Origin of the sequence: Myxococcus sp. AB036A, assembly GCF_006547355.1 — a bacterium.
Lineage (GTDB): Bacteria > Myxococcota > Myxococcia > Myxococcales > Myxococcaceae > Myxococcus > Myxococcus virescens.
The window spans coordinates 14713-37209 of the sequence record NZ_VHLC01000042.1 but is presented as its reverse complement, the minus strand read 5'-3'; the positions used below and the strand labels follow the sequence as shown (position 1 = coordinate 37209).

The following is a 22497-nucleotide window of genomic DNA, read 5'->3' as shown; positions in this document are numbered from 1 at the left end:
GACGCTCCCCATGGCCATTCACGAAGTCACCGCCGACGACGTGCTTCAACGCTGTGCCCGGTGCGGCAGCGGCAATCGCCTCTCCCTCGACACCCTGGAGGTCGGCGTCGCGCGCCGGGAGGACGTGGACGACGGCCTCGTCCAGCTCCCTCCCTGTCCCGCCTGCCGCTCCACCGAGTTTCTCATCCGCGCGCCCGAGGGTGAGCCGGAGCATCCGGCACCAGGCAGCTTCGGGCACCTGCACCGGCTCCTCGTCGGCCACCTCCATGCCGAGCTGGTCCAACGCGGGCGCCTGCACACGGTGCTCAAGCCCAAGGGGGGCGGCGCCGGCAAGGTGGTGGTGCGGCCCCTTTCTCAGGAGGCTCGCGAGCGCTGGTTTCCGCAGGGCCTCCGAATTGAGGTGCCACCCGACGAGCAGCCCCGCGTCCCCGGGGAGTCCAGTCAATAGGCATACACTGCCAGCAACACAGAGGACTCTCCACGCCCGTCACGCCTCGATGCACCCTCGAACCCCTCTCCTCTCCGCTTGCTATGTCTCGAAGGCAGAGCGTGTATGTCTTCGCGCGCCCCACTGCGCGCCAGGGAGACACCTATGGTTATCGGCACTGACACCACCTACCTCGGCAACGAAATCCCCGGCCTCCAGGGACAGAAGGTCCGCATCTTCGCCGTGTTACACGGCGGCACCCGCCCTGACGCCGACCCGGACGCAGACGACTACTACGCGGACACGGACGAGAAGCTGGCGCGCCTCGGGGGCGTCACGGCCGAGGACCGCATCGACGCGGCCCCCATTCGCCCGGACGGCACTACCTCCTTCGTGCATGTCGACCCGCGCGCCATCGACTTGGAGTGCTTCGCGCACCTGCGCAATCCCAGCGCACAATGACTTGCCATACGCGCGCAACAGAGTGTGTATGCCTCACGCGCGCCACCCAACGGCGCACCAAGGGATGAAACAATGACACCCCGCAAGCCACGCTCGACCAGCACCGCGAAGCCTGCCCGGGCGCCCGAGGCAACCCTCGAGCGCATCGCACGCGAAACGCTCAACATCGACACCTTGAAGACACGCAACAGCGACCGCCTCGACTTTCACGATGTGTCGGTGTGGCGCCTGAAGGATGCCCTCGAAGCCGCCTTTCAGGCCGGCCTGAGCGCCGCCAGCAACACCCGCAGCAAGTAGCGCCTCCTCTCACCAACCACGCCCGCCCAGCGGGGCACCAGCGCATGAGGGCCGCCGGGCCACCCTTGCGAATGGCAGACGTGTACCCACGGCCCGGAAAGGAAAACACCACCATGCCCCGCACCACCGCCTCGAAGACGAAGAAGCTGGAGTCCATGAACCTGACGGAGCTGCGTGCCCGCTACCGCGAAGTGGTGGGCGAGGAGACGCGCAGCCCCAACAAGAAGTACCTCATCCGCCGCATCGAGGAGTCCCTCGCCGCGAAGAAGCGGCGCAGCCCTTCCCGCCGGGCGACGGCCGCCGCCCCCAGCGCGCCTCCGGCGCCCGCCACCCCGGCCGCAGGCACGCAGCCTGCCCCTCGGCGCGGGCGCTTCGCTGGCATGTCGCTGGAGGAGTTGCAGGCGAAGTACCGCGAAGTCGTGGGGCGCCCGACGGGTAGCAGCGACATCTCCTACCTCAAGTGGAAGATTCGGGAGGCGGAGGCCGGGCGAATCAACGTGGGCCCGCGTCCCGAGCGCGAGCTGAAGGTCCGCGAGGACGGCAAGCGCGTCCTCCCCTTCTCCTTCGACGACGAGGCCGTCAAGGCCCTGGACAAGGCCTGGCGCGACGCGGGCCTGCCGAGCCGCACGCGCCTCGTCACGCGCGCACTGTACAACGAACTCACGGCCATGGGCGCCACCGAGGCCGCCGCGCACTTCGCTCCGAAGGCTGAGGAGTAAGGCCCAGCATGGCGACAAAGGAACAAGCCACCGACGCCCTCGTGTCGGTGGCACTTCGCAAGGCGCTCGCAGGGGCTCGAGTAGAGGTGAAGCTGGCCCTTCACAGCAGCGGCTGCGAGTTACAGCCGGAAGTCGAAGTCACATTTCCCCAGGGCACCTCCGCACGCCAGCGCAACGCGGCCCTCCTGCTTCTTGCCGCTCAGGTGGAGTTGCACACCCCGACGCAGGAGCACTGGTTCGTCGAGTCGGAGGTCCTCGACGACGGCAATAGAGGCCGCATCTATCTGGTGCTGCTCGGCGTCGGTGGGCCTTGGCCGACGCGTGAAGAGGCAGAGCGCGGGCTGCAAGTCCTGCACAGCGCCCTCCGCTGACATGGACATGCGGGGGGGGCCGAGAGAGCCGACGCCCCGGCCCGGCCACCTCCCCTGGTGCCATTCCACGGCATCCCAGGATCGCCCGCACCGCCCGAAACAAGGGTGACATCCCTCACACCACCCGGCTGCGCAAGGGAAAGAGGTCTCCACAAAGGCATACCCCACCAAAAACATACACCCCCCCCAGACACAAGAGAGGACTTGATACATCCGCCAACCAGAGCGTGTATGCATTTCGCGACGGACAACGAAGCACCGCGCGATTCCACAGGAACATCGACTATGAGCGCCACGGCCATCCCCTTCTACGTCATCCCGGTCAAGGTGGTTGATTTCAGCAACGCCAGGCTGTCCCTGGACCTCGGCAAGAACCAGTTCGGCAGAGCCCAACCTCAGCTGGACATCTTCCTTCCGCCCGGCGTCACCCATCGGCAGTTGAGCGCTTTGCTCCACACCTATGCCGCCAGCCTGGAGCTGAACACCCCACCCAACGAGCGGTGGATTATTCAGACCGACTGCTTCACGGGGACGAACCACGGCCGCATCTTCCTGGACCTGGCCGAAGGCGACAAGGCCGAGGCCATGCGGGGCATGGCGCTCCTCAACATCCTGCTGGGCTGAACGGCCGGCGCAACGGGAGGGAGCCCGTGCAGCACCGCGCGGACTCCCCCTCCCAATCCCGTGACACTGAAGCACCACGCGAAACGCGTCCCAACCCTGGGCGCCGACCACATTCAACACAAAACACCAGACGCGACTTGCTTCGCACCCCCTCGTAGGGATGTATGCGTTTCGCGACGAACAACAAAGCGCCGCGCCAATCCCAAAGGAACGCACGCCATGAAGACCACCCCTAAGTCCCGTCACGCTGGCCAGACGACGGCAACCGAGCCCCAGAACGCCACGTTGAATCTGAGTCTCGGCAAGAACCGATACGGCACGCCTCAGCCGCAGGTTGACATCTTCCTCCCGCGCGGCTCCAGCTACCGGGAGACGAGCGCGATGCTCTACACCTTCGCCGCCAGCCTGGAGCTGCGCACGCCCACCAGCGAGCGATGGATTGTGCAGACCGAGCGCCTCGCGGAGGCGAACCACGGCCGCATCTACCTGGAGCTGGCCGAGGGGGACCATGCCGAGGCCATGCGGGGCATGGCGTTCCTCAACGCCGTGCTGCCGCGCTGAGCAGCAGGAGCCAAGGGGGGAACCCGCGCCGCAGCACCGCGCGCCCGCCAGCAGCCCGGCGTCGGTGGACGGCTGCTCCGGCTGAACCAGCGGACGCGGCGGGGGACTCCGCGCCGACATATCCCGCCAATCCCCCGGCCTATCACCAGGACAAACACACACACTGGAATTCCGCCTACCGCCCCGAGCCCAGAAACGCCGGACTGCGCGCCACCCACAGCAGGCCGGCGTGAAACCCCGCGAATTCTCGCAACAATTCCAGACAGCAAAATCCACATCGCCAGCCGCCGAAGATGACTTGATTCATTCACACACCAGAGCGTGTATGTGTTTCGCGACGGGCGCCACAGCCCCGCGCGAACGCGAGAGGCAAACTCCATGAAGACGCTCCGGTTTGGAATTGAAATTGAGACGGTTGGCGCCAGCCGCCAGAAGCTGGCCCACGCGATTCAGAGCGCGGTGGGCGGGCACGTTTCCGGCGACTACCGGGGCATGCAGGTGACGGACACCCAGGGCCGCACCTGGAAGGTGGTGCCGGACGGCTCGCTGAGCGGGGGCGACTACAGCGGCGAAATCGTTTCCCCCATCCTCACCTACCAGGACATGGACGCCTTACAGCAGGTGGTGCGCGCCGCGCGCGAGGCCGGTGCACGCGCCGACGCCTCCACCGGCATCCACATCCACGTCGACGGCAGCCGCTTCGACGCGAAGGGCGTCACCAACCTCGTCAAAATGGTGCACAAGCAGGAGCGCCTCCTGGAGACGGCCCTCGGGGTGAGCGCGGCGCGGCTGGCCCGGTACTGCCGCCCCATCGATGGGGCCTTCCTCCAGCGCCTGGAGGCCCGACGCCCGCGCACCCTGCAGGAAGTGAATGAGGCTTGGTACGGGCGCCGCAACAGCATGCCCAGCCGCTACGACTCCAGCCGCTACCACGGCCTCAACCTCAACAGCCTCTTCTTCCGGGGCACGATTGAATTCCGGTACTTCAACGGCTCGGTGCACGCAGGCGAGGTGAAGGCCTACGTCCAGCTGGTGTTGGCCCTCGCCGCCCGGGCCCTGGCTTCGAAGGCCGCCTCCAGCAAGCGCCGCGACTTCAACCCCGCCACCGCCAAGTACGACTTCCGGGTGTTCCTCCTCCACCTGGGGCTCATCGGCGAGGAATTCAAGACGGCCCGCCTTCACCTCCTCAAGAAGTTGGAGGGCAGTGCCGCCTGGAAGGGCCAGCGCCGCGACAGGCGCGACCCGAGCGGGGAGGGCACGCCCGGCAGCGAGGGCACGCAGGGCGGCGCTGGGGGCGCCCAGGGCGGCGCGCCCGCCGAAGCCATGGCCGCCGCGTGACAGGGCCTTCGCGGGCGCCACGGAGCCCTGGCGCCCGCCTGCGTTCGCGCCCGGGGACTCCCCAGGAGGGAGTCCGGGCCCACCCCTCCCGCGCTCCTCGCGCCCCCTCAAACAGCGCTTGCTTCAATGCCGAACCAGAGCGTGTATGTCTTTCGCGAAGGGCGAGTGCCCCTCGCCAACACAAGAGACACAGCAATGAAAGCATACGGAATCACCCGCAAGGACAGAGGCTGCTGTCCGGGGCACGGCAAGTTCCCCGTCGAGAAGTACCGCGGGCGCCTCTCCCGGAAGGCGCACGCCCGGGGGACGCGCCTCGCGCACCGCCGCGCTCGGGCCCAGGCGAGGGTGGAGCGCTTCAACGAGAGGCGCGACGCCTCCCGCGTCAGCAACGAGAGGTAAGCCCCGCCGCGCAGGACGACGAGCCCAACCCAGTACACCCCCACCACGGAGGCACCGCGCCAGAGCCCTGCGGGTGCCCTGGCTGGCAATGACAACGGCGGGCCGCGAACCCGCCCTCAACAGGAGGAACCCCATGCTCTACTTCGCCTACGGCTCCAACCTCGACAGGGCCCAAATGCGCACGCGCTGCCCTGGCGCCACCGTCGAGGCCCGGGCCACCCTTCCCGGCCACACCCTAGTGTTTGGCGGGTACAGCCGCCGCTGGGGCGGCGCCGTCGCCAGCCTCCAGCGCGTGCGCGGCGCCCACGTCGAGGGGCTGCTGTACCGCCTCACCCCCGAGGACTTGCGCGCCCTCGACGTCTTCGAGGGACACCCCTTCGCGTACCGACGCGCCGCCCGGCTGGTGACGGACAGGGCCGGCCTCCGCCGCCGCGCGCTGGTGTACCTGCAGCCCGAGGCGAACTTCGAGGCCTGGCCGCCCGCTGGCCGCTACTTCCGCGTCCTCTGGCACGCCTACGGGCGACTGGGCTTCAACCGCGCCGCGCTCGCGGACGCCCTGGGAGGTGCGGCGTGAAGCGCGCTCCAACCCCGACGCGCGTCTTCGTCTACGGGACGCTGCTGTCCGGCGAGCCCAACCACCGCCTCCTGCGCGGCGCACGCCTCATCGGCCCGGCGCGGACGCAGCCCCGCTTCACCCTCTACGACTACGGGCCCTTCCCCGCCCTCGCCTCCAGGGGCAAGCACGCTGTCGAGGGCGAGGTGTACGAAGTCGACGCTCTCATGCTGGCGGCGCTCGACAGGCTCGAGAGCCACCCGCGCTTCTACCGGCGCACGCCCATTACCCTCGACGACGTCGGCCGCGTCGAGGCATACCTGTTTCCCAGGGAGCGGTTGGCTGGCCGCCCCATCATCGAGTCCGGTTGCTGGCGTCGACACCTGAAGGAGAGGAAGCAATGGTAATCGTCATGCGCGACGGGCGTGTCTTCCAGGGCACGGCCGTCCAAATCGTGAAGGGAATGCAGGACGTCGCCTTCGGCGTGGAGCGCCTCTCGCTGCCCGAGTACATCGACTGGGTGGTGGCCAATGCCCAGCGTTTCGAGTCCGTCGCGCTGCGCGTCCAGGGTGAAACCGACGAGGAGAAGGCCGCCTCGCTGGTGAACGAAATGCTGCGCGAGGGCCTGGCGGCGCGTGGGTGAGGCAGGCCGGCATGGCATGCCTTTCACGGCATGCCCATGCGGCACAGGCCCTCCTGCTCGCCAGAGTCCTTCCTGTTTTCATGGTGTTTCACGCACGCGCAGGGGGACGACTCCCTCACGCATGCTGACCGTCATTGCGGTGTGACACTCCCCCCGCGCCGCGAGCAACCCACTCTCGTAGTGCTTCCTGCGCCGGGGTGTGAGCGCACCGCGAGTCATTCGCCTCCACCAGCCTCAGCGCATCCTCGGCGCCCAACGCGCGCAACGCCGAGGCCTCCACTGTTCGGTACTCATGCTTCACCGTGGCCAGCCGCGTCCGTGATTCGGCACTCCCGTCCATCGCCGCATACGCCCGCTGCAACGCCACCTCCACCCGCCGCAGCTCCGCTGCGAGGGCCTCCCGCTCGCTCATCGTCATTCGCGTTCCCCACAGCACGCGACGCGCCAGCTCGCCGTATGATTCGCACCAGCAACCATTCCCGCGAGGTCACTTCGTATTGTCACCAGAGGCGGGCACTCCCCTCCTTCACTCAAGCACTGCTCGACTACGACACATGCCCAGAGAATGGTAATCATCACCCGCCGTCTCAACGCGCACTCGCCCCGAATACACAGCAATGCGAGCAAAGCCACACATGTACAAAATTCAACGCCCTCCCGTTTTGGCTCGCGGCTCATCCTCTTCCAAGAGGGAGACGCGCGGCCCGCCCGCTTCGACGTCCACAACTTCTCTTGAGGCGTCCTTCCGCGGCGCCCTTGATGAAGAGCTGGCGCGCCCTCTCGCCAGCCTCGTCGCGAGACTGGCCGAAGTGGCGAAGCGCCTCGCCCCGAGGCCCGAACAGGGAACGTTGCGTCAGCGCCCAGTCAGCGACGCGAGGCCCCCGCAACCTGCGCCGGTCCAGCGCCAGCCTCCGCTCCCGGCGCCCGAGCCTACGGCCAGGGCGTGTGCCGTCATCGGCTGCAAGCGTCCCCACCGCAGCCAGGGCTACTGCGCCGCCCACTACCAGAAGCGGCGCCTCATGGCGGCCACAGGCCGACTGCATGCCGCATGGGTGGAGGACGCCGCGCCCCACACCATCCCCGACGTCATCCTCCCGCGCGGACGCAAGCCCAAGGCCGACGCCGCGCCTCCCGCACCGAAGCCGTCCGTCAGCGCAACCCCTCGCATGTGGGTGCGAAAGAAGGGGGCGGCAGGAGCGGACGGCGCCTCCGGCCCTGGGGCGACAACGCCAGCGGGGAAGCCGGAAGCGAGTCACCTCGCGTCGGAGCGCGAGCGCGCCACGGCCACCGCCCAGCGATGGGCCAGTGAGTTCCGCTCGCCAACGCGGCGCGGCTGAAGCGCACGCGCCCGCGTCAGGCCCCCTCCTGCCCCAGGAGGGCGCCCATTCCCGCAAGGTGGCGTCATGGCCGTGTGTCCGGCGCGATGGGGGCCAGGCGCCCATCCCCCGTGACGCGCACCACGTGGGCGGGTGTGAACGCACCAACCCGGCCACACACGATGGCGTCGAGTCGCTGGTCCGTCGTCCCCACCACGAGGTCTCCCGCCCCGTCCAGCGCGTATGCCATCGGCGCGCCCGGGAGCGTCACCCAAGGGATGGCTCGCCACCGCCCCTCGGACGCTTCGACACGCACCAGGCTCCCCGCGCCGCCAAACATGTGCGCGAGGCCCTCCACCACCACGAGGGCGCCGTGCATCCGCACGACATGCAGGGGATTTGCCTGGGGCTCCTCCAGCACCGTCACCCGCCCGGCCTCATGCACCTCCAGCGTGCCCCCAAATTCCCCGTCGTCCCACCCGACGAGGCAGGCCTCGCCCATAGCTTCGAGGACGGAGGCGGAGTCCCCTCCAGGCACGGCTGCACACGGACTCCCTGGTGGGAGCGCCTTCGGCTTGTCCCAATGCAACTGGACAGAGGTGTGCCCCTCCCGCAGCGTCCACTCCCCGCTGCGTCCTGGAATTGGAATGAGGCGGGCGCAGTCGATGGACTCCGCGGGCTGCACCTCCTGCCCGGAGAGTCCCTCCAGAGCCAACCTCGCGTGGCTCCGCGCCACTGGAGAGGCGTGCGTCGCCACCACCTGCTGGAACAGCGGCACCAGCTCCTCCGCATGCGCATGGAAGGAGTAGCTGCCCAGCGCATAGACCGCCGCGGCCTGGACTTCGCTGTGCGGCGCGTACACCGCCTGGCGCAGCGGCTCGAGTGCGGCTGCGTCTCCCACGCGTCCAAGGGCCTCCGCCGCCCGCGCGCGCTCCCAGCCCTCCTTCCCCGTGGCCAGCAGCTGCAGCAGCGGCTCCGTCGCGGCTGGCCGCGCCACGCCCCCCAGGGACACGAGGCTCGCAAGGGCCCGGGCACGGCATTCAGGCACGGCGAGCTGCTCAAGGACGCCCGGCACCGCAGCAGGCCTTTCAAAGGCCACCAGCGCCTGCAACGCCACGGGTGTGAGGCGCACGTCCGCCCGCTGTAGCGCCTGCAACGCCTCGGGCTCCCCCTTCGCCCCTTGGCGCGCGTGGGCCGCCAGCACGGACGCCACGTAGGCCGCTCGCGGGGTGCATGCGTCGAAAACCGCCTCGCAGCTTGGCGCAGGCGCCGACGGGCAATGCGTCCCTGGTGGGCGCCGCAGAGTGGGCTCCTCCAGCTCCCGCGCGAGGAGCGTCCGCAGGCGCGGGACGAAGGTCCCCGTGTACATGGAGGCGCGCCGGGTGAGGACGTGGCGCACCAGCACCAGCGCCTCCCAGCTCGACTCCGGGTTCGCCAGCACGTCCAACAGCACTGGGGCCAATGTCGGACCGAGGTGCTCCAGGACCGACGTGGGCGACTCCAGGAGGTGGCGCACAATGGCTGGCGCTGCTCGCTCGTCGTCGAGTGAGGCGAGCGCGTGCAGTACCAGCCCACCGGGCTCCCGCTCATACGCCTCGATGAGCGCAGGCACGGCGCCCGTGGCCTTCCCCTCCATCTTCGCCAGCGCCTGGGCTGCACCGCCGCGCACGCGACGGTCCGAATGCCGAAGCAGCGGAACCAGCCGAGGGACGACGTCCTCTCCCTCGCGCCCCAGTTTCCAGGCCGCACACGCCTGCTCCGGCGGCAGCCACTTCTCCCCGGTGTCGGGGCCTTGGAGTTCCTGCAGCAGCGCAAGGCACGCGTCAGTCCCCTCGCAGCAGCCCTCCCACGTCCTGGTGTCTTCCCGCTTCCACGGCCGGGAACACCCCATGGACAGCGCCACCACCACGCACACGAGCCCGGCCAACCAGCGGGGGCGCCCGGACGTCACCTTTCCCTCCATGTCATCGCCTCTCATTCTCCCCTCGCTGTCGTGAAGGGACTCCGAAACAAACGCATCAGCCAGTCACGAACCGCGCAGCGAGCGAGCGCGGCGCTCGAGGGGCCTTCACGACACGAGTGCCGGCCACCCAGTCGTGGAGACACCGCCGGTCCTCTCCAACGATGAAGAGGGCGTCCACGAGGCCGAACCAGCCACAGTAGCTGCAGAGCGCAATCGGGAGCGCGTTCCTCAGCAGGGCAATGCGCCACACCCCAGCCGGACGGCCGTCGCTCCGGACGACTCGAATTCCCAAGAGCCTCTTGCCGAGGCTCGCCCCAGTGCCGCGAATCAGGCTCGCCTGCACGAGCAACGCGAGGAGCGCCGGGACGTAGACGACTGGAGCCTTCATCGCCGGCTCACCCGGCAGCGCCAGGCACCGGAGGACGCCCAGGAACAGGGGCGGGAGCAGGAGCGCGGCACCGTCAACAAGGCTTGCTGCGAGCCGGGCCCTGCGCGTCGCCAGCTCCAGAGCCGCATGAAGGCACCGGAAGCACAGGCCCGCCTGGGACGAGGCACAGAAGGCACAGATGAAGGTGCCGCAACGAGTATAGGCCAGGGCGGTGGAGAAGCCAGGATGCTCGGAGCATGGGGACTCCGAAATCGATTCAAGGGCCTCGCGGAAGTCGGACATGGAGGGCCGCAGCACAGCTAGGCCCGCCCCAAGGCAGCAAGTTCCTTCAGTGGGAAATTCCTGCTTGAACATACAAATGCAACCCAACAGGTTCAGTCTACTCGACCATCAAAGCAGCCTTCTTGCCACCCACTGGTTACCTCGACGCCCGATGCCGCCGCCTCTCGTGAGGAGCGAGTCGGTGGAGAGCACTGCTCCAGAGCTGCTCCGCCGAAGAGGAATCCTTCATCCAGCGGGTGGAGTGTGACCAACCTTGGTCGCTGCGTCACGCGTGCGTCAAGACGAGTGAGCGGGGCACTCACGGGCCGGCGAACTTTTGTGCCGACGGAACAGCGGCAGAATAACCAAGGGTGCGGTCCGACTTTGTTCCGGATGCCGAACGGGGCGCGGAGTTCCCCCTGGCCACTCTCCTAGTGCGCCGCAGCCGGCCGCGGGCCCACCACGCGTAGCTCGAAACGCGTACCTCCTGTCCTGAAGCACCAGTCCTGGTAGAAGGCGGGGGTGCCTCGTGAACAGAGATGGCTAGGCCGCGCGATGGTAGGCCCGCGCTGGCTCACGTACCTGGGAGCTGTTGGCCCAACTCAAGAGCATTCGCACCACGCGTTCCAGCTCGTTCGCGCGGCGGAGGGACGCCTCGCGCTCGTCGATGCACGTGGACGCCGCTCGGAGGGGACGGTGGCCGTCATTCCTCCGGACACCGCTCATCGCATTGAGCACGGGGCGGCGCGTGCGTTGCTGGTCTTCGTGGACCCGGACGGCCTCGTGGGCCGCAGGTTACGGCAGCTCAAGGTTGGCAAGGCATCAGCAGAGTGGGTTCAGGCGGGGACGCCTCTACTTCGTGTGCCGCTTCCGGCCGAACTGTTGCGTACGGATGACTGGGTGCGACTTGTGGAAGAATCGCTGATGCGATTGGTAGGCGAGGCGGATTCCCCCGGCGCAGTGCACCCTGCGATAAAGCGCCTCGTTACGCTCCTCCCGGGGCGCATCGAAGCGGGAGACGTGAGCCAGGGCGCGCTCGCACAGGAGGTAGGGCTGTCCGCAGGGCGCTTAGGACATCTTTTCTCTACCAGCGTTGGCATCCCACTGCGTCCCTACATCCTTTGGCTTCGCCTCCGTCGGGCGACGGAGGCGTTCCAGGACGGCGCGACTCTCACGCAAGCCGCTCACGTCGCGGGCTTCACGGACAGCTCGCACCTCAGCAATGCGTTCCGCCGAATGTTCGGTCTTGCCCCCTCGGAGGTGGCGCGGAGCATCGAGTGGGTCATCGAGCAGCCGTTCGCACCAACAAAGTAGCCAGTTCTTCCAAGTCAGCGGCGATGCGGCAATGCCACCATCCTCCCATGCTGACGACTTCCTTTGAAGCCCCTCCCACGCACTTGGCGCGCCAGCTACTGCGTGTGGGCTACCCGCTCTTCATGCTCCTCGGTATCAACGGTGCAGCCCTGGCCCTTGTCCACGGCGGCGCCTCAAAATTGTGGCTTGGCGGGCTCCTCATGGCAGCCATCGGAGTGTCATTCCTTGCTGAGCGCGCCATCCCCTACGAGCCAGACTGGAATCGTCCTCACGGGGATGTCGGGCGAGATCTCGTTCACTTCGTCGTCAACGAAGCCTCCAATATCCTGTCCATTCTCGCGCTGCCGCTTCTTTCAGGCTTGGTAACCGTGCGCGACGCATGGCCACATGAATGGCCGTTCGTTCTCCAGATACTCCTCGCGGTGCTGGTGTTCGACTTCGGCGTCACCCTGACGCACTGGCTGAGCCACCGCGTGCCCGCTCTCTGGCAACTCCACGCCGTGCATCACTCCGTAAAGCGCTTCTACGGCTTCAATGGGCTGATGAAGCACCCTCTTCACCAGGCGTTGGAGATGATGGTCGGGGTGGCGCCACTCCTTCTCATCGGACTGCCCTCGAGCATCGCCGCAGCGCTCGCCGCACTCTCGTGCGTGCAGCTCCTCATGCAGCACTCGAACGCGGACTACACGGTGGGGCCGCTGAAGTACTTGCTGGCACTCAATGCAGGGCACCGCTTCCATCACCTCAAGTGGGCAGGCGTCGGTGACGTCAACTTCGGTTTCTTCACCAACTTCTGGGACTACCTGCTGGGCACGTGGTCCTACACGCCAGAGAAACGGTTCTCTTCGGATGATCTCGGCATCGCCAAGGAGCCGAACTTCCCGGAGGGCTACTGGGCACAGCTCCTCAAGCCCTTTCAAGGCAGCAAGGAAGCCTGAGCGTGGACCCGGTCGCGCTACTGGCCTTCAACGGGGGACTCCAAGTCTTCGCCTCGTCTCTGCTGGGCATGTTCATGCTCGTGCCACTTCAGCCTTGGGGCAAGGGGGTGGCCACAAGGGTGAACATGAAGTCACTGCTCGCTACGCACCTCGACTGGCTCATGCTCAGTTTCATGCAGCAGGGAGCCGCGTTCATGATGAGCCGGTGGCCCGAAACGGCCTCGCCGTGGACAGCCTGGCTTCTCGCCTTCGGGGGCTGGACGAACGTGAGTCCGTACCTCCTTCGCGGCTTCGGCATTAATGCATTTGTGCTCGGCGGCTCGTGGGGCCAACGGGCGGCCGCTGGCATCGCAGTTCTCAGTACCGCGGCGATTCTCTCCGCCTGGAGCAGGCTGCTGCTCACGATGCTCTCCGTACTCCGGAGGTGAGGGCGGGCGGTACAAGGCGCGTGGAGGGTTGACCCGAGTGCGTCATTTGCTTATATACGCAAACGTGAAGACGAGGCGACCACGAGCCCCCCAGGAGACGACTCCGCTCTCCGCCGACGCCTGTCAGGTGGACTTCGTCGACGAAGCGAAGGTGGCGGCTGTCCAACCCCAACTGCTGAGCGTCGACGCGGCCCAGCAGGCGGCGGAACTGCTCGGCGCCTTTGCAGACCCAACCCGTCTGCGGCTGCTCCACGCGCTCTCACTTTCGGAGCTATGCGTCTGCGACTTGGCCCACTTGGTTGGGCGCTCCATGGCCACCACCTCGAGGCAGCTTCAGCAACTGCGACACATGGGGCTGGTGAGGTACCGGGCCGCTGGCAAGCTCGTGTACTACTCCCTCGCCAGCACTTGGGCGAAGGGACTCATCCACGACGCCGTCAGGCAGCTTGAGGGCAGGGAGGCAGCATGAAGGGCGCCCGCCCCCTGCAGCGCATCATCGCCCTCGGGCGCATCCTCTTTGTGGTGCTGTTGGCACTCACCTACTCCGGTTCTCCTCGCTACGTGCTTGCCGCGCTGGGCTTCGAGGAGCCGGAGTGCGCCACGGACTGCGCAGGCTCGCTCGAGGACAATGAGTGCCCGCCAGGCTGCCCCGTGGGCCCGTGCGCCAAGTGTCCTCCGGCTGTCATGCCGGCGGCATCGGCCATCCTCGTTGAAGCACGCCCCTCCTTCGACGCGCCGCTGCGGGTACCGCAAGCCCTCGCAGCCCCGGTGAGCGAAGGGCTGTTCCAGCCGCCCAAAGCGTAGCCCCCCCGAAACGCTCGCGAGAGAGGTGTGCCCTGGCAGTGCTGCCGCACTTTGCTGTGGCCTTGCGCGGACGCGCCCCCCCTCTCGCATCGTAAGCCACACGAGCGGACGCCGCGCGTACCTCTCTAGGCGCGGTCTGCCTCGTCGGGCGCGTAAAGGGTCCGCATCTCCCCACACCTCACGCCGTGGGCCCATTCCTGGAGGGATTCCTCCTCGAAGCGGCCCGCTGCCCGGAGTTACCCATGTCCACCTCCCGCTCCCTGACGCTTTCTACCCTCCTCACTCTTTCCTCCCTGGCCCTGCCTGCCCTCGCGGAGGAATCGGCCCCTCAGACAAAGCCCGCTGCCGCTGCCAAATGCGAGCACGGGGTGAAGAAGACGCTGTGCACGCGCTGCACACTTAAGCTTCAAGCCGTCTTCAAGGCGAAGGGCGACTGGTGTGAGGAGCACCAACGTCCCGAGTCTCAGTGCGCTATTTGCAATCCGAAGCTTGCGAAGGAGGGCGTCAAGTGAAGCCCCAGCACAGACACTTGATGGGCGCGGCCCTCCTCCTTTCGCTGGCAGTTGGCTGTACGAAGGGAGAGGTACCCGCGACAGAGGCTGAGGCGCCCGCATCGAAGACACAGGCCACCACGGCAGTTGCCACCCAAGAGGTCAAGCCACCCCCTTCGTCCCGTACTGCCGCAGGCCCCAAGCTGTGCCAGCACGGTGTGCCCGCGGAGTTGTGCACGCAGTGCAGCCCGGAGATTGCGGAGGTCTTCAAGGAGAAAGGTGACTGGTGCAGCTCGCACGACGTCCCTGAGTCCCACTGCTTCAAGTGCAACCCCAATCTCACTTTCGCCTCTACGCAAGGCCCCGCGGCCGGAGAGGCTCATGCAACTGTTCCCCATGAGGCGTGGTGTGGAGAGCACGGCGTCCCAGAGGCCAAGTGCACCAAGTGCAAGCCGCAGCTCATCGCGAAGTTCATCGATGCAGGCGACTTCTGCCGCGAGCACGGCTTCCCCGAGTCGGTGTGCCCCTATTGCAACCCGGAGGTGGTGAAGGCCGCAGGCCACGCCCCTCCCGTCTTCCCTCCGCCGGACATGGAAGTGAAGCTTGCCTCGCCCGAGCTTGAGAAGAAGGTCGGCCTTGAGACGACGCGCGCCGCCTCCCAGCGCTTCGCCCCCTCGCTCGAGGTAGTGGGACAGATGGACTTCAACCACAACCGCCTCGCGCAGCTGTCCGCGCGTGGGGAGGCCCTAGTCGCCGAGGTGAAGGTGGACATCGGCGACAGGGTGAAGACGGGCGAGTCGTTGGTGGTACTCATGTCCGCAGGGGTGGGTGAGTCACAAGGCAAGCTGTCCGCTGCCCGGGCGCGCGTGGAAGCAGCGCGCGCAGCCCTCCAGCGAGAGGAAGGGCTCGCCTCGCGGGGCATCAGCTCTCGCAGGGAGGTAGAGGAGGCGCAGGCTGCCCTTGCGGAGGCCCAGGGTGAGTACCAGGGCGCCATGGCGAGCCTGAAGGCCGCCGGCGCTGGCACAGGTGGCAGCGAGGGCCGCTACACACTGACGGCGCCCTTCGCGGGCGTCGTGGTGTCCCGCACCGCGGTAGTCGGCAAGACTGCCTCGTCCGACGAGACGCTCATCGAGGTGGCGGACATGTCCACCCTTTGGGCCATTCTCGACGTGCCGGAGGAGGCTGCCTCACAGGTGCATCCCGGCCAACCCGTCACCCTCTTCCTGGATGGGGGAGGCCACCCTCTGGTGGAGGCAAAGGTGAGTCGGGTTGCCGCCTCGGTGGACAGGGAAACGCGCACGGTGCGGGTGCGAGTAGACGTGGCCAATCCGGACGGTGCGTTCAAGGCGGGCCACTACCTGCGGGCTCGAATCCAGACAGGAGGCGAGAGGGAGGCCGTCCTGCTGCCGCGCGACGCCATTCAGGAAGCCGAGGGGCGAAAGCTCGCCTTCGTACGCACGGGGCCTGGGGTCTTCAAGCCCGTCGCGGTCGAGCTCGGCTCCCCCGTCGGTGAGGCCGTGCCCGTCTTCAATGGACTGACGGCTGGTGTGGAGGTTGTCACCACGGGCGCCTTTCTCCTCAAGACAGAAATCCTCAAAGACTCCATCGGCGCCGGCTGCGTGGACGACTGAAAAGGGCACGCACATGCTGACACGCATCGTCGACTGGTCCCTGCACCACCGCTTCATGGTGCTCCTGGGCGTGCTCGCCCTCATCATCGCAGGCACCATCTCCTTCCGAGCCCTTCCGCTCGACGCTTACCCCGACACCACGCCCACACAGGTGACGGTCAACACGGTGGCTCCCTCTCTCTCACCCGTCGAGGTGGAGCGGCAACTCACCGTCCCCCTTGAGCAGGCGCTCGCAGGCCTACCGCACCTGGAGGAGATGCGCTCCATCTCCAAGTTCGGCCTCTCCCAGGTGACGCTGCGCTTCTCCGATGAGACAGACATCTGGTTTGCACGCCAGCAGGTGGCCGAGCGCATGGGCCGCGTCGAGGTGCCCGAGGGCATCGAAAAGCCCTCACTCGGGCCCGTCGCCACGGGCCTCGGCGAGGTATTCCATTACCTGGTGAAGGGGGAGGGACAGTCCCTTGAGGAGCTGCGCACGTTGCATGACTGGGTGATTGCGCCCCAGCTGAGGAGCGTCCCCGGCGTCGCCGAGGTAAATGCATGGGGTGGCAACGAGAAACAGTGGCACGTCGTCGTCGAGCCGCGCCGCCTGCAGAAGTATGACCTGTCCCTCGGGGATGTGTACGAAGCGCTTGAGCGCAACAACGCGAATGTGGGCGGGGGCGTCCTTGAGCGGGGCGGTGCTGCCCGTCTCGTCCTTGGTGTAGGCGTGTTGGAGGGGGGCAAGTCCATCGAGGACGTCGTGCTGGCGGCCCACCAAGGTGTTCCGGTGAGGGTGCGTGACATCGGCCGGGTGGAGGTGGGCCATGAGGTGCGGCGCGCCGTCGTCACGGCGGACGGCAAAGGGGAGGCTCTGCTGGGCCTTGGCTTCATGCTGATGGGCGAAAACTCCGACACCGTGACGCGGGCGCTCGCCACGCGCCTTGAGGAGGTGAAGAAGAGTCTGCCTAAGGGCGTGGAGGTAACGCCCGTCTACGAGCGCACCGAACTGGTCGACCACGTGCTGGACACGGTGAAGAAGAGCCTTCTTGAGGGCGCGCTGCTCGTCATCGCCGTCCTCTTCCTCTTCCTGGGCAACGTGCGCGCTGGCCTCATCGTAGCCTCCGCCATCCCACTCTCCATGCTGTTTGCCTCCAACGCCATGCTGCGCTTCGGCATCGCCGGGACGCTCATGTCGCTCGGAGCCATCGACTTCGGCCTTATCGTCGACTCGTCCGTCATCATGGTGGAAAACGCCGAGAAGCACCTGGCTGAGGACACGAAGGGGCGCAGCATCCTCGACGTGGTGCGCGACGCCGCGGTGGAGGTGCGCAAGCCCACTCTCTTCGGCGAGCTCATCATCATGGTTGTCTACCTTCCCATCCTCGCCCTTGAGGGTGTGGAAGGAAAGCTGTTCCGCCCCATGGCCCTCACCGTCATCTTCGCGCTGCTCGGCAGCGTACTGGTGTCCATGACGGTGATGCCCGTACTGGCCTCCTTCGCCCTGAAGAAGGGAGCTCACGGAGCGCACCACGAGCCGCGCTTGGTGCGGTGGCTCAAGCGCGTCTACACGCCCGTTCTTGACTGGGCAACGGGGCATCCGAAGGCCGTCCTCGGTGGAGCGCTGGGTATCCTCCTGGTGACGACCCTTTCCGCTACACAGTTGGGCAGCGAATTCGTACCGAAGCTGTCGGAGGGCACCATCGTCGTGAACACGGTGCGACTTGCCGAGGTGTCCCTCACTGAGTCGGCGCGCTACGGCGGCCAACTAGAGAAGGCTCTCCTTGAGAAATTTCCCGACGAGGTGGCACGCGTGTGGACGCGCACTGGCACCCCAGAGGTGGCGACCGACCCGATGGGGCCCGAACTGTCCGACCTTTTCGTCACCCTTAAGCCTCGTGAGGACTGGATGCGCGCCAGGACGCAAGAGGAGCTCGTGCACCTTATGCAGGAAGAACTCGAGGGCATGCCCGGCATGCGGATGAGTTTCCTCCAGCCGATTGAGATGCGCGTCAACGAGATGATTGCCGGCGTCCGGAGCGACTTGGGCATCAAACTCTTCGGGGACGACCTGGACGTGCTGAAAGCCAAGGCCCAAGAGATTGAGAGAGTGGCGCGTACTCTTCCCGGCGCCGCCGACGTCACCCTTGAGCAGGTAACAGGTCAACCGGTGCTGGAGGTGCAGGTTGACCGCGCAGCCATCTCCCGCTACGGCATTCCGGCCCGTGCGGTGCTCGACGTCGTGGAGGCCATGGGCGTGCGCAAGGTGGGTGAGGTGCGCGAAGGCGAGCGCCGCTTCGATTTGGCCGTGCGCCTCTCGGAGGAGTTCCGTGACGAGGAGAAGGTGTCCTCTGTCCTCGTCACCGCCCCTTCCGGTGAAAGGGTACCACTCGGCCGCCTAGCCACCCTGAAGACTGTCTCCGGTCCCACCACCATTCAGCGCGAATGGGGCAAGAGGCGCGTGGTGGTGCAGGTAAACGTGCGAGGACGCGACTTGGGCGGTTTCGTCAAGGAAGCGCAGGCCGCCATCGAGAAGAGCGTGGAGCTTCCCCCCGGCTACTTCCTCCGCTTCGGCGGGCAATTTGAGAACCTCGAGCGCGCCCGGCTGCGCCTCTTTCTCGTGGTGCCCCTGGCCCTCGCGCTTGTCTTCGGGCTCCTCTACCTCACCTACCGTAACGTAGCCGAGAGCCTCCGGCCGCTCGTCACTGGCGTCCCCTTCGCCATGGTGGGCGGCGTCCTTGCCCTCCTCCTCCGGGGCTTGCCATTCTCCATCTCCGCCGCCGTGGGCTTCATCGCCCTCACGGGCATCGCCATGCTGGGAGACATGGTGTTCGTCTCCCGCGTCCGTCAACTGTTGGAGGCGGGTGAGGGCATGCATCAGGCGGTGCGCGAAGCGGCACTCTCACGACTGAGGCCCGTCCTCATGACAGGCGCAGTCGCAGGCTTGGGCTTCGTCCCTATGGCTCTCGCCACGGGTATCGGCAGCGAGGTGCAGCGGCCGCTCGCCACCGTCGTCATCGGCGGCATCATCTCCTCGACCCTCCTCACGCTTATCGTGCTGCCTGTCCTCTACCCTCTCTTCGCGCGGCTCACCGGCAGGGACAGGGTGGACATACACGAGGCTGAGGAGGCCCAAGCCGTACTGCCCAAGCGCCTCCGCATGGCGGAGGGCGAGTCATGAGGCTGCGCTCTATACGGAGGTGGGCTTGGGCCCTGGCGCTGCTGCTGCCAGCGCATGCGGGTGCGGCCGAGAGGGGAATGACTGAGGAGGAGGCCGTCTCCCGTGCCCTGCAAGCTAATGCGGACGTGCGACTGCAGCATGCCGAGGTTGAGGCCGCGCAGGCGCGCTTGGCGCAAGCCACGCTCTTCCTCCAGGCCAACCCGGAACTGTCCGCAGCCGTTGGCCCTAGGCGGGGCACACAGGAGACGACGGACGTAAACGTGCAGCTCACCCAGTCCTTTGAGGTTGCCGGCCAACAGGGCGCGCGGAACGCGGCCGCCAGGGCCGCTATGGAGGCCGCCCAGGCGCGACTCTCAGCTCGCCGGCTAGAGGTGGCTGCGGCGGTGCGTGAGGCTTTCGGGCGAGCCCTCGTTGCCGAGCGGCGCCGCGTTCTCTCCGAGGAAGCCGCCCAGTTGGCAGCCCAATCGCTCACCACCGCCCAATCGCGCCTGGAGGCGGGGGACGCCACTCGCATCGAGGTAAATGCCGCACGCATCGAGGCGGGGCGCTCCCAGGCGGAAGCACGACGGGCAGCGCAGGAGCTGTCAGTGGCCCTCTCAGTGGTGCGCGCCCTGCTCGCCCTCCCCCCGGGGGAGGACTTGCGCCTCTTGGGAGAACTGCCTTCCCCAGCACCCTCGCCTGACACTGCTTACCTGGACTCCCTGGTGCAACAGGCATCCAGCCGCAGGCCGGAGCTCATCGCAGCCCGCAAGGAACTTGAAGCGGCGCGCGCCGAGCGGAAGCTCGCCACACGTGCGGCCTTCCCCTCCTTGCGGCTCGGCGCGGGCTACAGCCGTGAGGAGGGCGACCAAATACTTCAGGGCGTCCTCGCCTTCGATATCCCCATCTTCAACCGCAACCAGGCCGCCCGCGGTGAGGCTACAGCGAGGATTGCCCAAGCAGAGACCGCGTTGGGCGCTGCCGAGCGCTCCGTGCGCCAGGAGGTGCAGTTGGCGGCAGCGCGCCTGAGCGCAGCGAGCGCCTCTGCGGCGGCCTTGGCCGGTGAGGTGCGGGAGGCCTCTCAGGAGAACCTCCAACTCATCAACGAGGCTTACGCCGCGGGGAAGGTGGACTTCCTCGAACTGCTCCTCGTCCGGCAGGCAGCCCTCGAAGCCCGGCGCGGCTACCTCGAAGCGATGGAGGAGTTCATCAGCGCCCGGGCGGAACTGGCACGCGCCTCAGGCGCCGGAATGGATGGACTGTCGCAGTGACGAGTACCGCGCTGCCCTTTATGTGAGGACGGCGCACGGCTGCCCCCCGGGGCGCCCGGCCTCCTCTCCCCTTCTTCTATCGAGACGATGCCCAATGAAAAATGACAACAACCCTCCAGACACCACCGACAGGAGCGAATTCAAGGTGCCCCGCATGGACTGCCCCTCAGAGGAGAGTACCGTGCGCATGACTCTCGAAGGCCTGCCCATGGTGCGCGCTCTCGCCTTCAACTTGCCCGAGAGGCGCCTCACCGTCTGGCATGCGAAGGGCACGGCATCCGAGGTGACAGGACGCCTGGAACCGCTCGGGCTCGGCGCCCAACTTGTCGAGACGCACGGAGGCGCGGCCGCAGAAGAGGGCATATCAGAGGCCGGTGAGGACGCGGGCACGGAGGCCCGCACGCTCTGGGTGCTACTGGCCATCAATGGGCTAATGTTCGTGGCCGAGCTCGTCGCAGGCTGGCTCGTCCAGTCCACGGGCCTCCTCGCGGACTCCCTCGACATGCTCGCCGACGCAATGGTGTACGGCCTCAGCCTCTACGCGGTGGGCCGTACGGCCGCACACAAGCTGCGCGCCGCGCACCTCAGTGGCTATCTGCAAATAGCGCTCGCACTGGGTGCCCTCTTCGAAGTGGGACGGCGCTTCCTCTTTGGCAGCGAGCCGGAGCCCACCTGGATGCTGGGGGTGGCCTCGCTCGCCCTCGCCGCCAACGTAACGTGCCTCCTGCTCATCTTCCGTCACCGAAAGGGCGGGGCCCACATGAAGGCCAGCTACATCTTCTCCACTAACGATGTGCTGGCGAACCTCGGTGTCATCGCGGCGGGAATCCTCGTCGCTCTCACCAAGTCCCCCTACCCCGACCTCCTCGTAGGCCTTGGCATCGCGGTGCTCGTCCTCTCTGGCGCAGTACGTATTCTTCGTCTCCGGACGTGAAGGAGGGCCCATGCCGCTCAAGCTCATTGAACTTGAGGCACAGTCTGCTCTGCCCGATGCCGAAACTCGGAGGTACATTTGGTTTAGCCCCCTCCCGACCACTCACTCCGTTTGCTTCGGCCGGGTGGAGATGGCGCGCGCCAAGCCGAGTTGGGTGCCCGGCGTGCCAAAAGCCCAGCCGTGCGTCCCGAGCCTGCGGCACTCGGCTTCCCTGCACGGACGAAGTCGTCTTGACATCATGTGCATCCAGGTGCACATGTGCACCTAGATGCACGCGTCCTGGAGGAAGCAATGAGCACCAATCTCGTCCTCGCCTCGACCATCCTACTTCTTCTGTTCGCCCTCGCCTCGGCGGTGGACGGAGTGTACCTGCACCTCTGGCGCTACCGTCTCCACGCACGACCGGAATCACAGAGGGAGCACTGGCTGCACACAGCCCGCGCCCTCCTCTTCCCGCCAATTCTCGCAACGCTGTTCCTCGCGCCGCCGCAGGGGGCAGTGCTGTGGGTTGGCCTGGCGCTGGTGGCCACTGACCAGGTCGTCGAGCTTTTCGACACCTTCTCCGAGCGCGATAGCAGGGCAGGCATCGGTGGGTTGAGTTCCTTCGAGTACTCGCTCCACGTAGTGCTCACAACGCTGCGCGTTGGCGCACTCGCCCTGGCGCTTGCTGCGATTCCGCGCGAAGCATGGGACTTGTGGTCGACTGGCGGCCCGGCGCGCGAGCACCCCGAGCTTGTCCGCTCAGCGGTGGAGTTCCTCCTGCCTGGCGCCATCCTGGCCGCAGCCATCCACGTCTGGCTGGGGTGCCGGTGGGCGGCGACACCGGTGTGCCGCTGGGCCCGGGCATGGGGTAGAACGAGTTGATGGCAGCGAAACGTCCAACGGAGGCTTGGTCCCGCAGTATTGACGAGCTGATCAGCCTCCTGGACTCGGCATTCCTGCGTGCGCTCACGGAGCCCGCTCGACTGGAGCTGCTGAAGGTGCTTCTTCGCTACGGTCCCGCGGACGTTGGTGCCATTGCTGCGCATCTGCCCCAGGACCGCTCTGTCATTTCACGCCACCTCAAGGTGCTGAACGACGTCGGAGTGGTCCGCGCACGCAGCGAAGGGAAGCATCGCATCTACGAGGTGGACGGCCAGTCCTTCCTCGCGGCGTTCGAGGGTCTCCTCTCCCGCGCGAGGGAACTGGCCCCCATCTGCTGCCCTCCTTCCGACGGCAAGTAGCA

General features: G+C 67.1%; 27 protein-coding genes. 24 read left to right on the top strand and 3 right to left on the bottom strand.

The genetic code is table 11. The annotated features are described in order from the left end of the window. Positions 1 to 10: 10 nt before the first annotated feature. From FL344_RS18455 to FL344_RS18400, 12 genes are all read left to right on the top strand, one after another. Positions 11 to 448 carry a hypothetical protein gene (locus FL344_RS18455; protein ID WP_095957856.1) on the top strand — a complete coding sequence of 146 codons (438 nt, stop codon included), beginning with the start codon at positions 11 to 13 and terminating at the stop codon, positions 446 to 448. 144 nt (positions 449 to 592) lie between these two features. Further along, positions 593 to 889: a hypothetical protein gene (locus tag FL344_RS18450; RefSeq protein ID WP_095957855.1), complete on the top strand. Its 297-nt coding sequence runs from the start codon at positions 593 to 595 to the stop codon at positions 887 to 889. A gap of 72 nt (positions 890 to 961) precedes the next feature. Then, positions 962 to 1186 (top strand): hypothetical protein, encoded by a 225-nt coding sequence (locus FL344_RS18445; RefSeq protein WP_141619462.1) that lies wholly within the window; start codon positions 962 to 964, stop codon positions 1184 to 1186. A gap of 113 nt (positions 1187 to 1299) precedes the next feature. Beyond that, positions 1300 to 1905, top strand: coding sequence for a DUF2924 domain-containing protein (locus FL344_RS18440; protein WP_141619461.1), 606 nt, complete (start codon positions 1300 to 1302; stop codon positions 1903 to 1905). An 8-nt stretch (positions 1906 to 1913) separates the two neighbouring features. Then, positions 1914 to 2276 (top strand): hypothetical protein, encoded by a 363-nt coding sequence (locus tag FL344_RS18435; RefSeq protein ID WP_141619460.1) that lies wholly within the window; start codon positions 1914 to 1916, stop codon positions 2274 to 2276. Between the two features lie 285 nt (positions 2277 to 2561). Next, positions 2562 to 2900, top strand: a complete 339-nt coding sequence (locus tag FL344_RS18430) for a hypothetical protein (protein ID WP_141619459.1) — start codon at positions 2562 to 2564, stop codon at positions 2898 to 2900. Positions 2901 to 3119: 219 nt separating this feature from the next. Next, positions 3120 to 3461 (top strand): hypothetical protein, encoded by a 342-nt coding sequence (locus tag FL344_RS18425; protein ID WP_141619458.1) that lies wholly within the window; start codon positions 3120 to 3122, stop codon positions 3459 to 3461. 378 nt (positions 3462 to 3839) lie between these two features. Next, on the top strand, positions 3840 to 4799 hold the full coding sequence (locus FL344_RS18420; RefSeq protein ID WP_141619457.1) for an amidoligase family protein: 960 nt from the start codon (positions 3840 to 3842) through the stop codon (positions 4797 to 4799). 195 nt (positions 4800 to 4994) lie between these two features. Continuing rightward, positions 4995 to 5198, top strand: a complete 204-nt coding sequence (locus tag FL344_RS18415; RefSeq protein WP_141619456.1) for a hypothetical protein — start codon at positions 4995 to 4997, stop codon at positions 5196 to 5198. Positions 5199 to 5331: 133 nt separating this feature from the next. After that, the gene (locus tag FL344_RS18410; RefSeq protein ID WP_141619455.1) at positions 5332 to 5772 is read left to right on the top strand and encodes a gamma-glutamylcyclotransferase family protein; all 441 of its coding nucleotides are present in this window, start codon (positions 5332 to 5334) and stop codon (positions 5770 to 5772) included. Further along, positions 5769 to 6158, top strand: a complete 390-nt coding sequence (locus tag FL344_RS18405) for a gamma-glutamylcyclotransferase (protein ID WP_141619454.1) — start codon at positions 5769 to 5771, stop codon at positions 6156 to 6158. Before FL344_RS18410 ends, FL344_RS18405 begins: the two co-directional genes overlap by 4 nt. 5 nt (positions 6159 to 6163) lie before the next feature. Then, positions 6164 to 6394 carry a hypothetical protein gene (locus tag FL344_RS18400; RefSeq protein ID WP_141619476.1) on the top strand — a complete coding sequence of 77 codons (231 nt, stop codon included), beginning with the start codon at positions 6164 to 6166 and terminating at the stop codon, positions 6392 to 6394. A gap of 115 nt (positions 6395 to 6509) precedes the next feature. On the opposite strand, the gene FL344_RS18395 is transcribed toward FL344_RS18400, so the two are convergent. After that, positions 6510 to 6812, bottom strand: a complete 303-nt coding sequence (locus tag FL344_RS18395) for a hypothetical protein (protein ID WP_141619453.1) — start codon at positions 6810 to 6812, stop codon at positions 6510 to 6512. A gap of 601 nt (positions 6813 to 7413) precedes the next feature. Here FL344_RS18395 and FL344_RS18390 point away from each other — a divergent pair. Further along, complete coding sequence (locus FL344_RS18390; RefSeq protein WP_228565168.1) at positions 7414 to 7731, top strand: cell wall protein; 318 nt, start codon at positions 7414 to 7416, stop codon at positions 7729 to 7731. A gap of 64 nt (positions 7732 to 7795) precedes the next feature. Here the strand turns inward: FL344_RS18390 and FL344_RS18385 are convergent, their stop codons facing one another. Beyond that, on the bottom strand, positions 7796 to 9673 hold the full coding sequence (locus tag FL344_RS18385) for a HEAT repeat domain-containing protein (RefSeq protein ID WP_141619452.1): 1878 nt from the start codon (positions 9671 to 9673) through the stop codon (positions 7796 to 7798). A 55-nt stretch (positions 9674 to 9728) separates the two neighbouring features. Then, positions 9729 to 10343 (bottom strand): RDD family protein, encoded by a 615-nt coding sequence (locus FL344_RS18380; protein WP_141619451.1) that lies wholly within the window; start codon positions 10341 to 10343, stop codon positions 9729 to 9731. 675 nt (positions 10344 to 11018) lie between these two features. On the opposite strand from FL344_RS18380, the gene FL344_RS18375 reads away from it, so the two are divergent. The 11 genes from FL344_RS18375 to FL344_RS18330 all read left to right on the top strand — a co-directional run bounded on the left by FL344_RS18375 (position 11019) and on the right by FL344_RS18330 (position 22495). Next, the gene (locus FL344_RS18375) at positions 11019 to 11636 is read left to right on the top strand and encodes a helix-turn-helix domain-containing protein (protein ID WP_194863152.1); all 618 of its coding nucleotides are present in this window, start codon (positions 11019 to 11021) and stop codon (positions 11634 to 11636) included. Positions 11637 to 11683: 47 nt separating this feature from the next. After that, positions 11684 to 12574, top strand: a complete 891-nt coding sequence (locus tag FL344_RS18370) for a sterol desaturase family protein (RefSeq protein WP_141619449.1) — start codon at positions 11684 to 11686, stop codon at positions 12572 to 12574. A 2-nt stretch (positions 12575 to 12576) separates the two neighbouring features. Further along, a complete protein-coding gene (locus FL344_RS39175) occupies positions 12577 to 13002 on the top strand; it encodes a hypothetical protein (protein WP_228565167.1) in 426 nt (141 codons plus the stop codon). Between the two features lie 64 nt (positions 13003 to 13066). Further along, positions 13067 to 13471 carry a metalloregulator ArsR/SmtB family transcription factor gene (locus FL344_RS18365; protein ID WP_228565166.1) on the top strand — a complete coding sequence of 135 codons (405 nt, stop codon included), beginning with the start codon at positions 13067 to 13069 and terminating at the stop codon, positions 13469 to 13471. Next, positions 13468 to 13806, top strand: coding sequence for a hypothetical protein (locus FL344_RS18360; protein ID WP_141619447.1), 339 nt, complete (start codon positions 13468 to 13470; stop codon positions 13804 to 13806). The genes FL344_RS18365 and FL344_RS18360 overlap by 4 nt, the downstream gene beginning before the upstream one ends. Before the next feature lie 709 nt (positions 13807 to 14515). Continuing rightward, complete coding sequence (locus tag FL344_RS18355) at positions 14516 to 15928, top strand: efflux RND transporter periplasmic adaptor subunit (protein WP_228565165.1); 1413 nt, start codon at positions 14516 to 14518, stop codon at positions 15926 to 15928. Positions 15929 to 15941: 13 nt separating this feature from the next. Then, positions 15942 to 19088 carry an efflux RND transporter permease subunit gene (locus tag FL344_RS18350; protein WP_141619445.1) on the top strand — a complete coding sequence of 1049 codons (3147 nt, stop codon included), beginning with the start codon at positions 15942 to 15944 and terminating at the stop codon, positions 19086 to 19088. After that, positions 19085 to 20338 (top strand): TolC family protein, encoded by a 1254-nt coding sequence (locus tag FL344_RS18345; protein ID WP_141619444.1) that lies wholly within the window; start codon positions 19085 to 19087, stop codon positions 20336 to 20338. Before FL344_RS18350 ends, FL344_RS18345 begins: the two co-directional genes overlap by 4 nt. Before the next feature lie 94 nt (positions 20339 to 20432). Further along, a complete protein-coding gene (locus FL344_RS18340) occupies positions 20433 to 21272 on the top strand; it encodes a cation transporter (RefSeq protein ID WP_194863151.1) in 840 nt (279 codons plus the stop codon). Positions 21273 to 21563: 291 nt separating this feature from the next. Further along, the gene (locus FL344_RS18335; RefSeq protein ID WP_141619443.1) at positions 21564 to 22136 is read left to right on the top strand and encodes a hypothetical protein; all 573 of its coding nucleotides are present in this window, start codon (positions 21564 to 21566) and stop codon (positions 22134 to 22136) included. Beyond that, positions 22136 to 22495, top strand: a complete 360-nt coding sequence (locus FL344_RS18330) for a helix-turn-helix transcriptional regulator (RefSeq protein ID WP_141619442.1) — start codon at positions 22136 to 22138, stop codon at positions 22493 to 22495. Before FL344_RS18335 ends, FL344_RS18330 begins: the two co-directional genes overlap by 1 nt. The last annotated feature ends 2 nt before the right edge of the window (positions 22496 to 22497 follow it).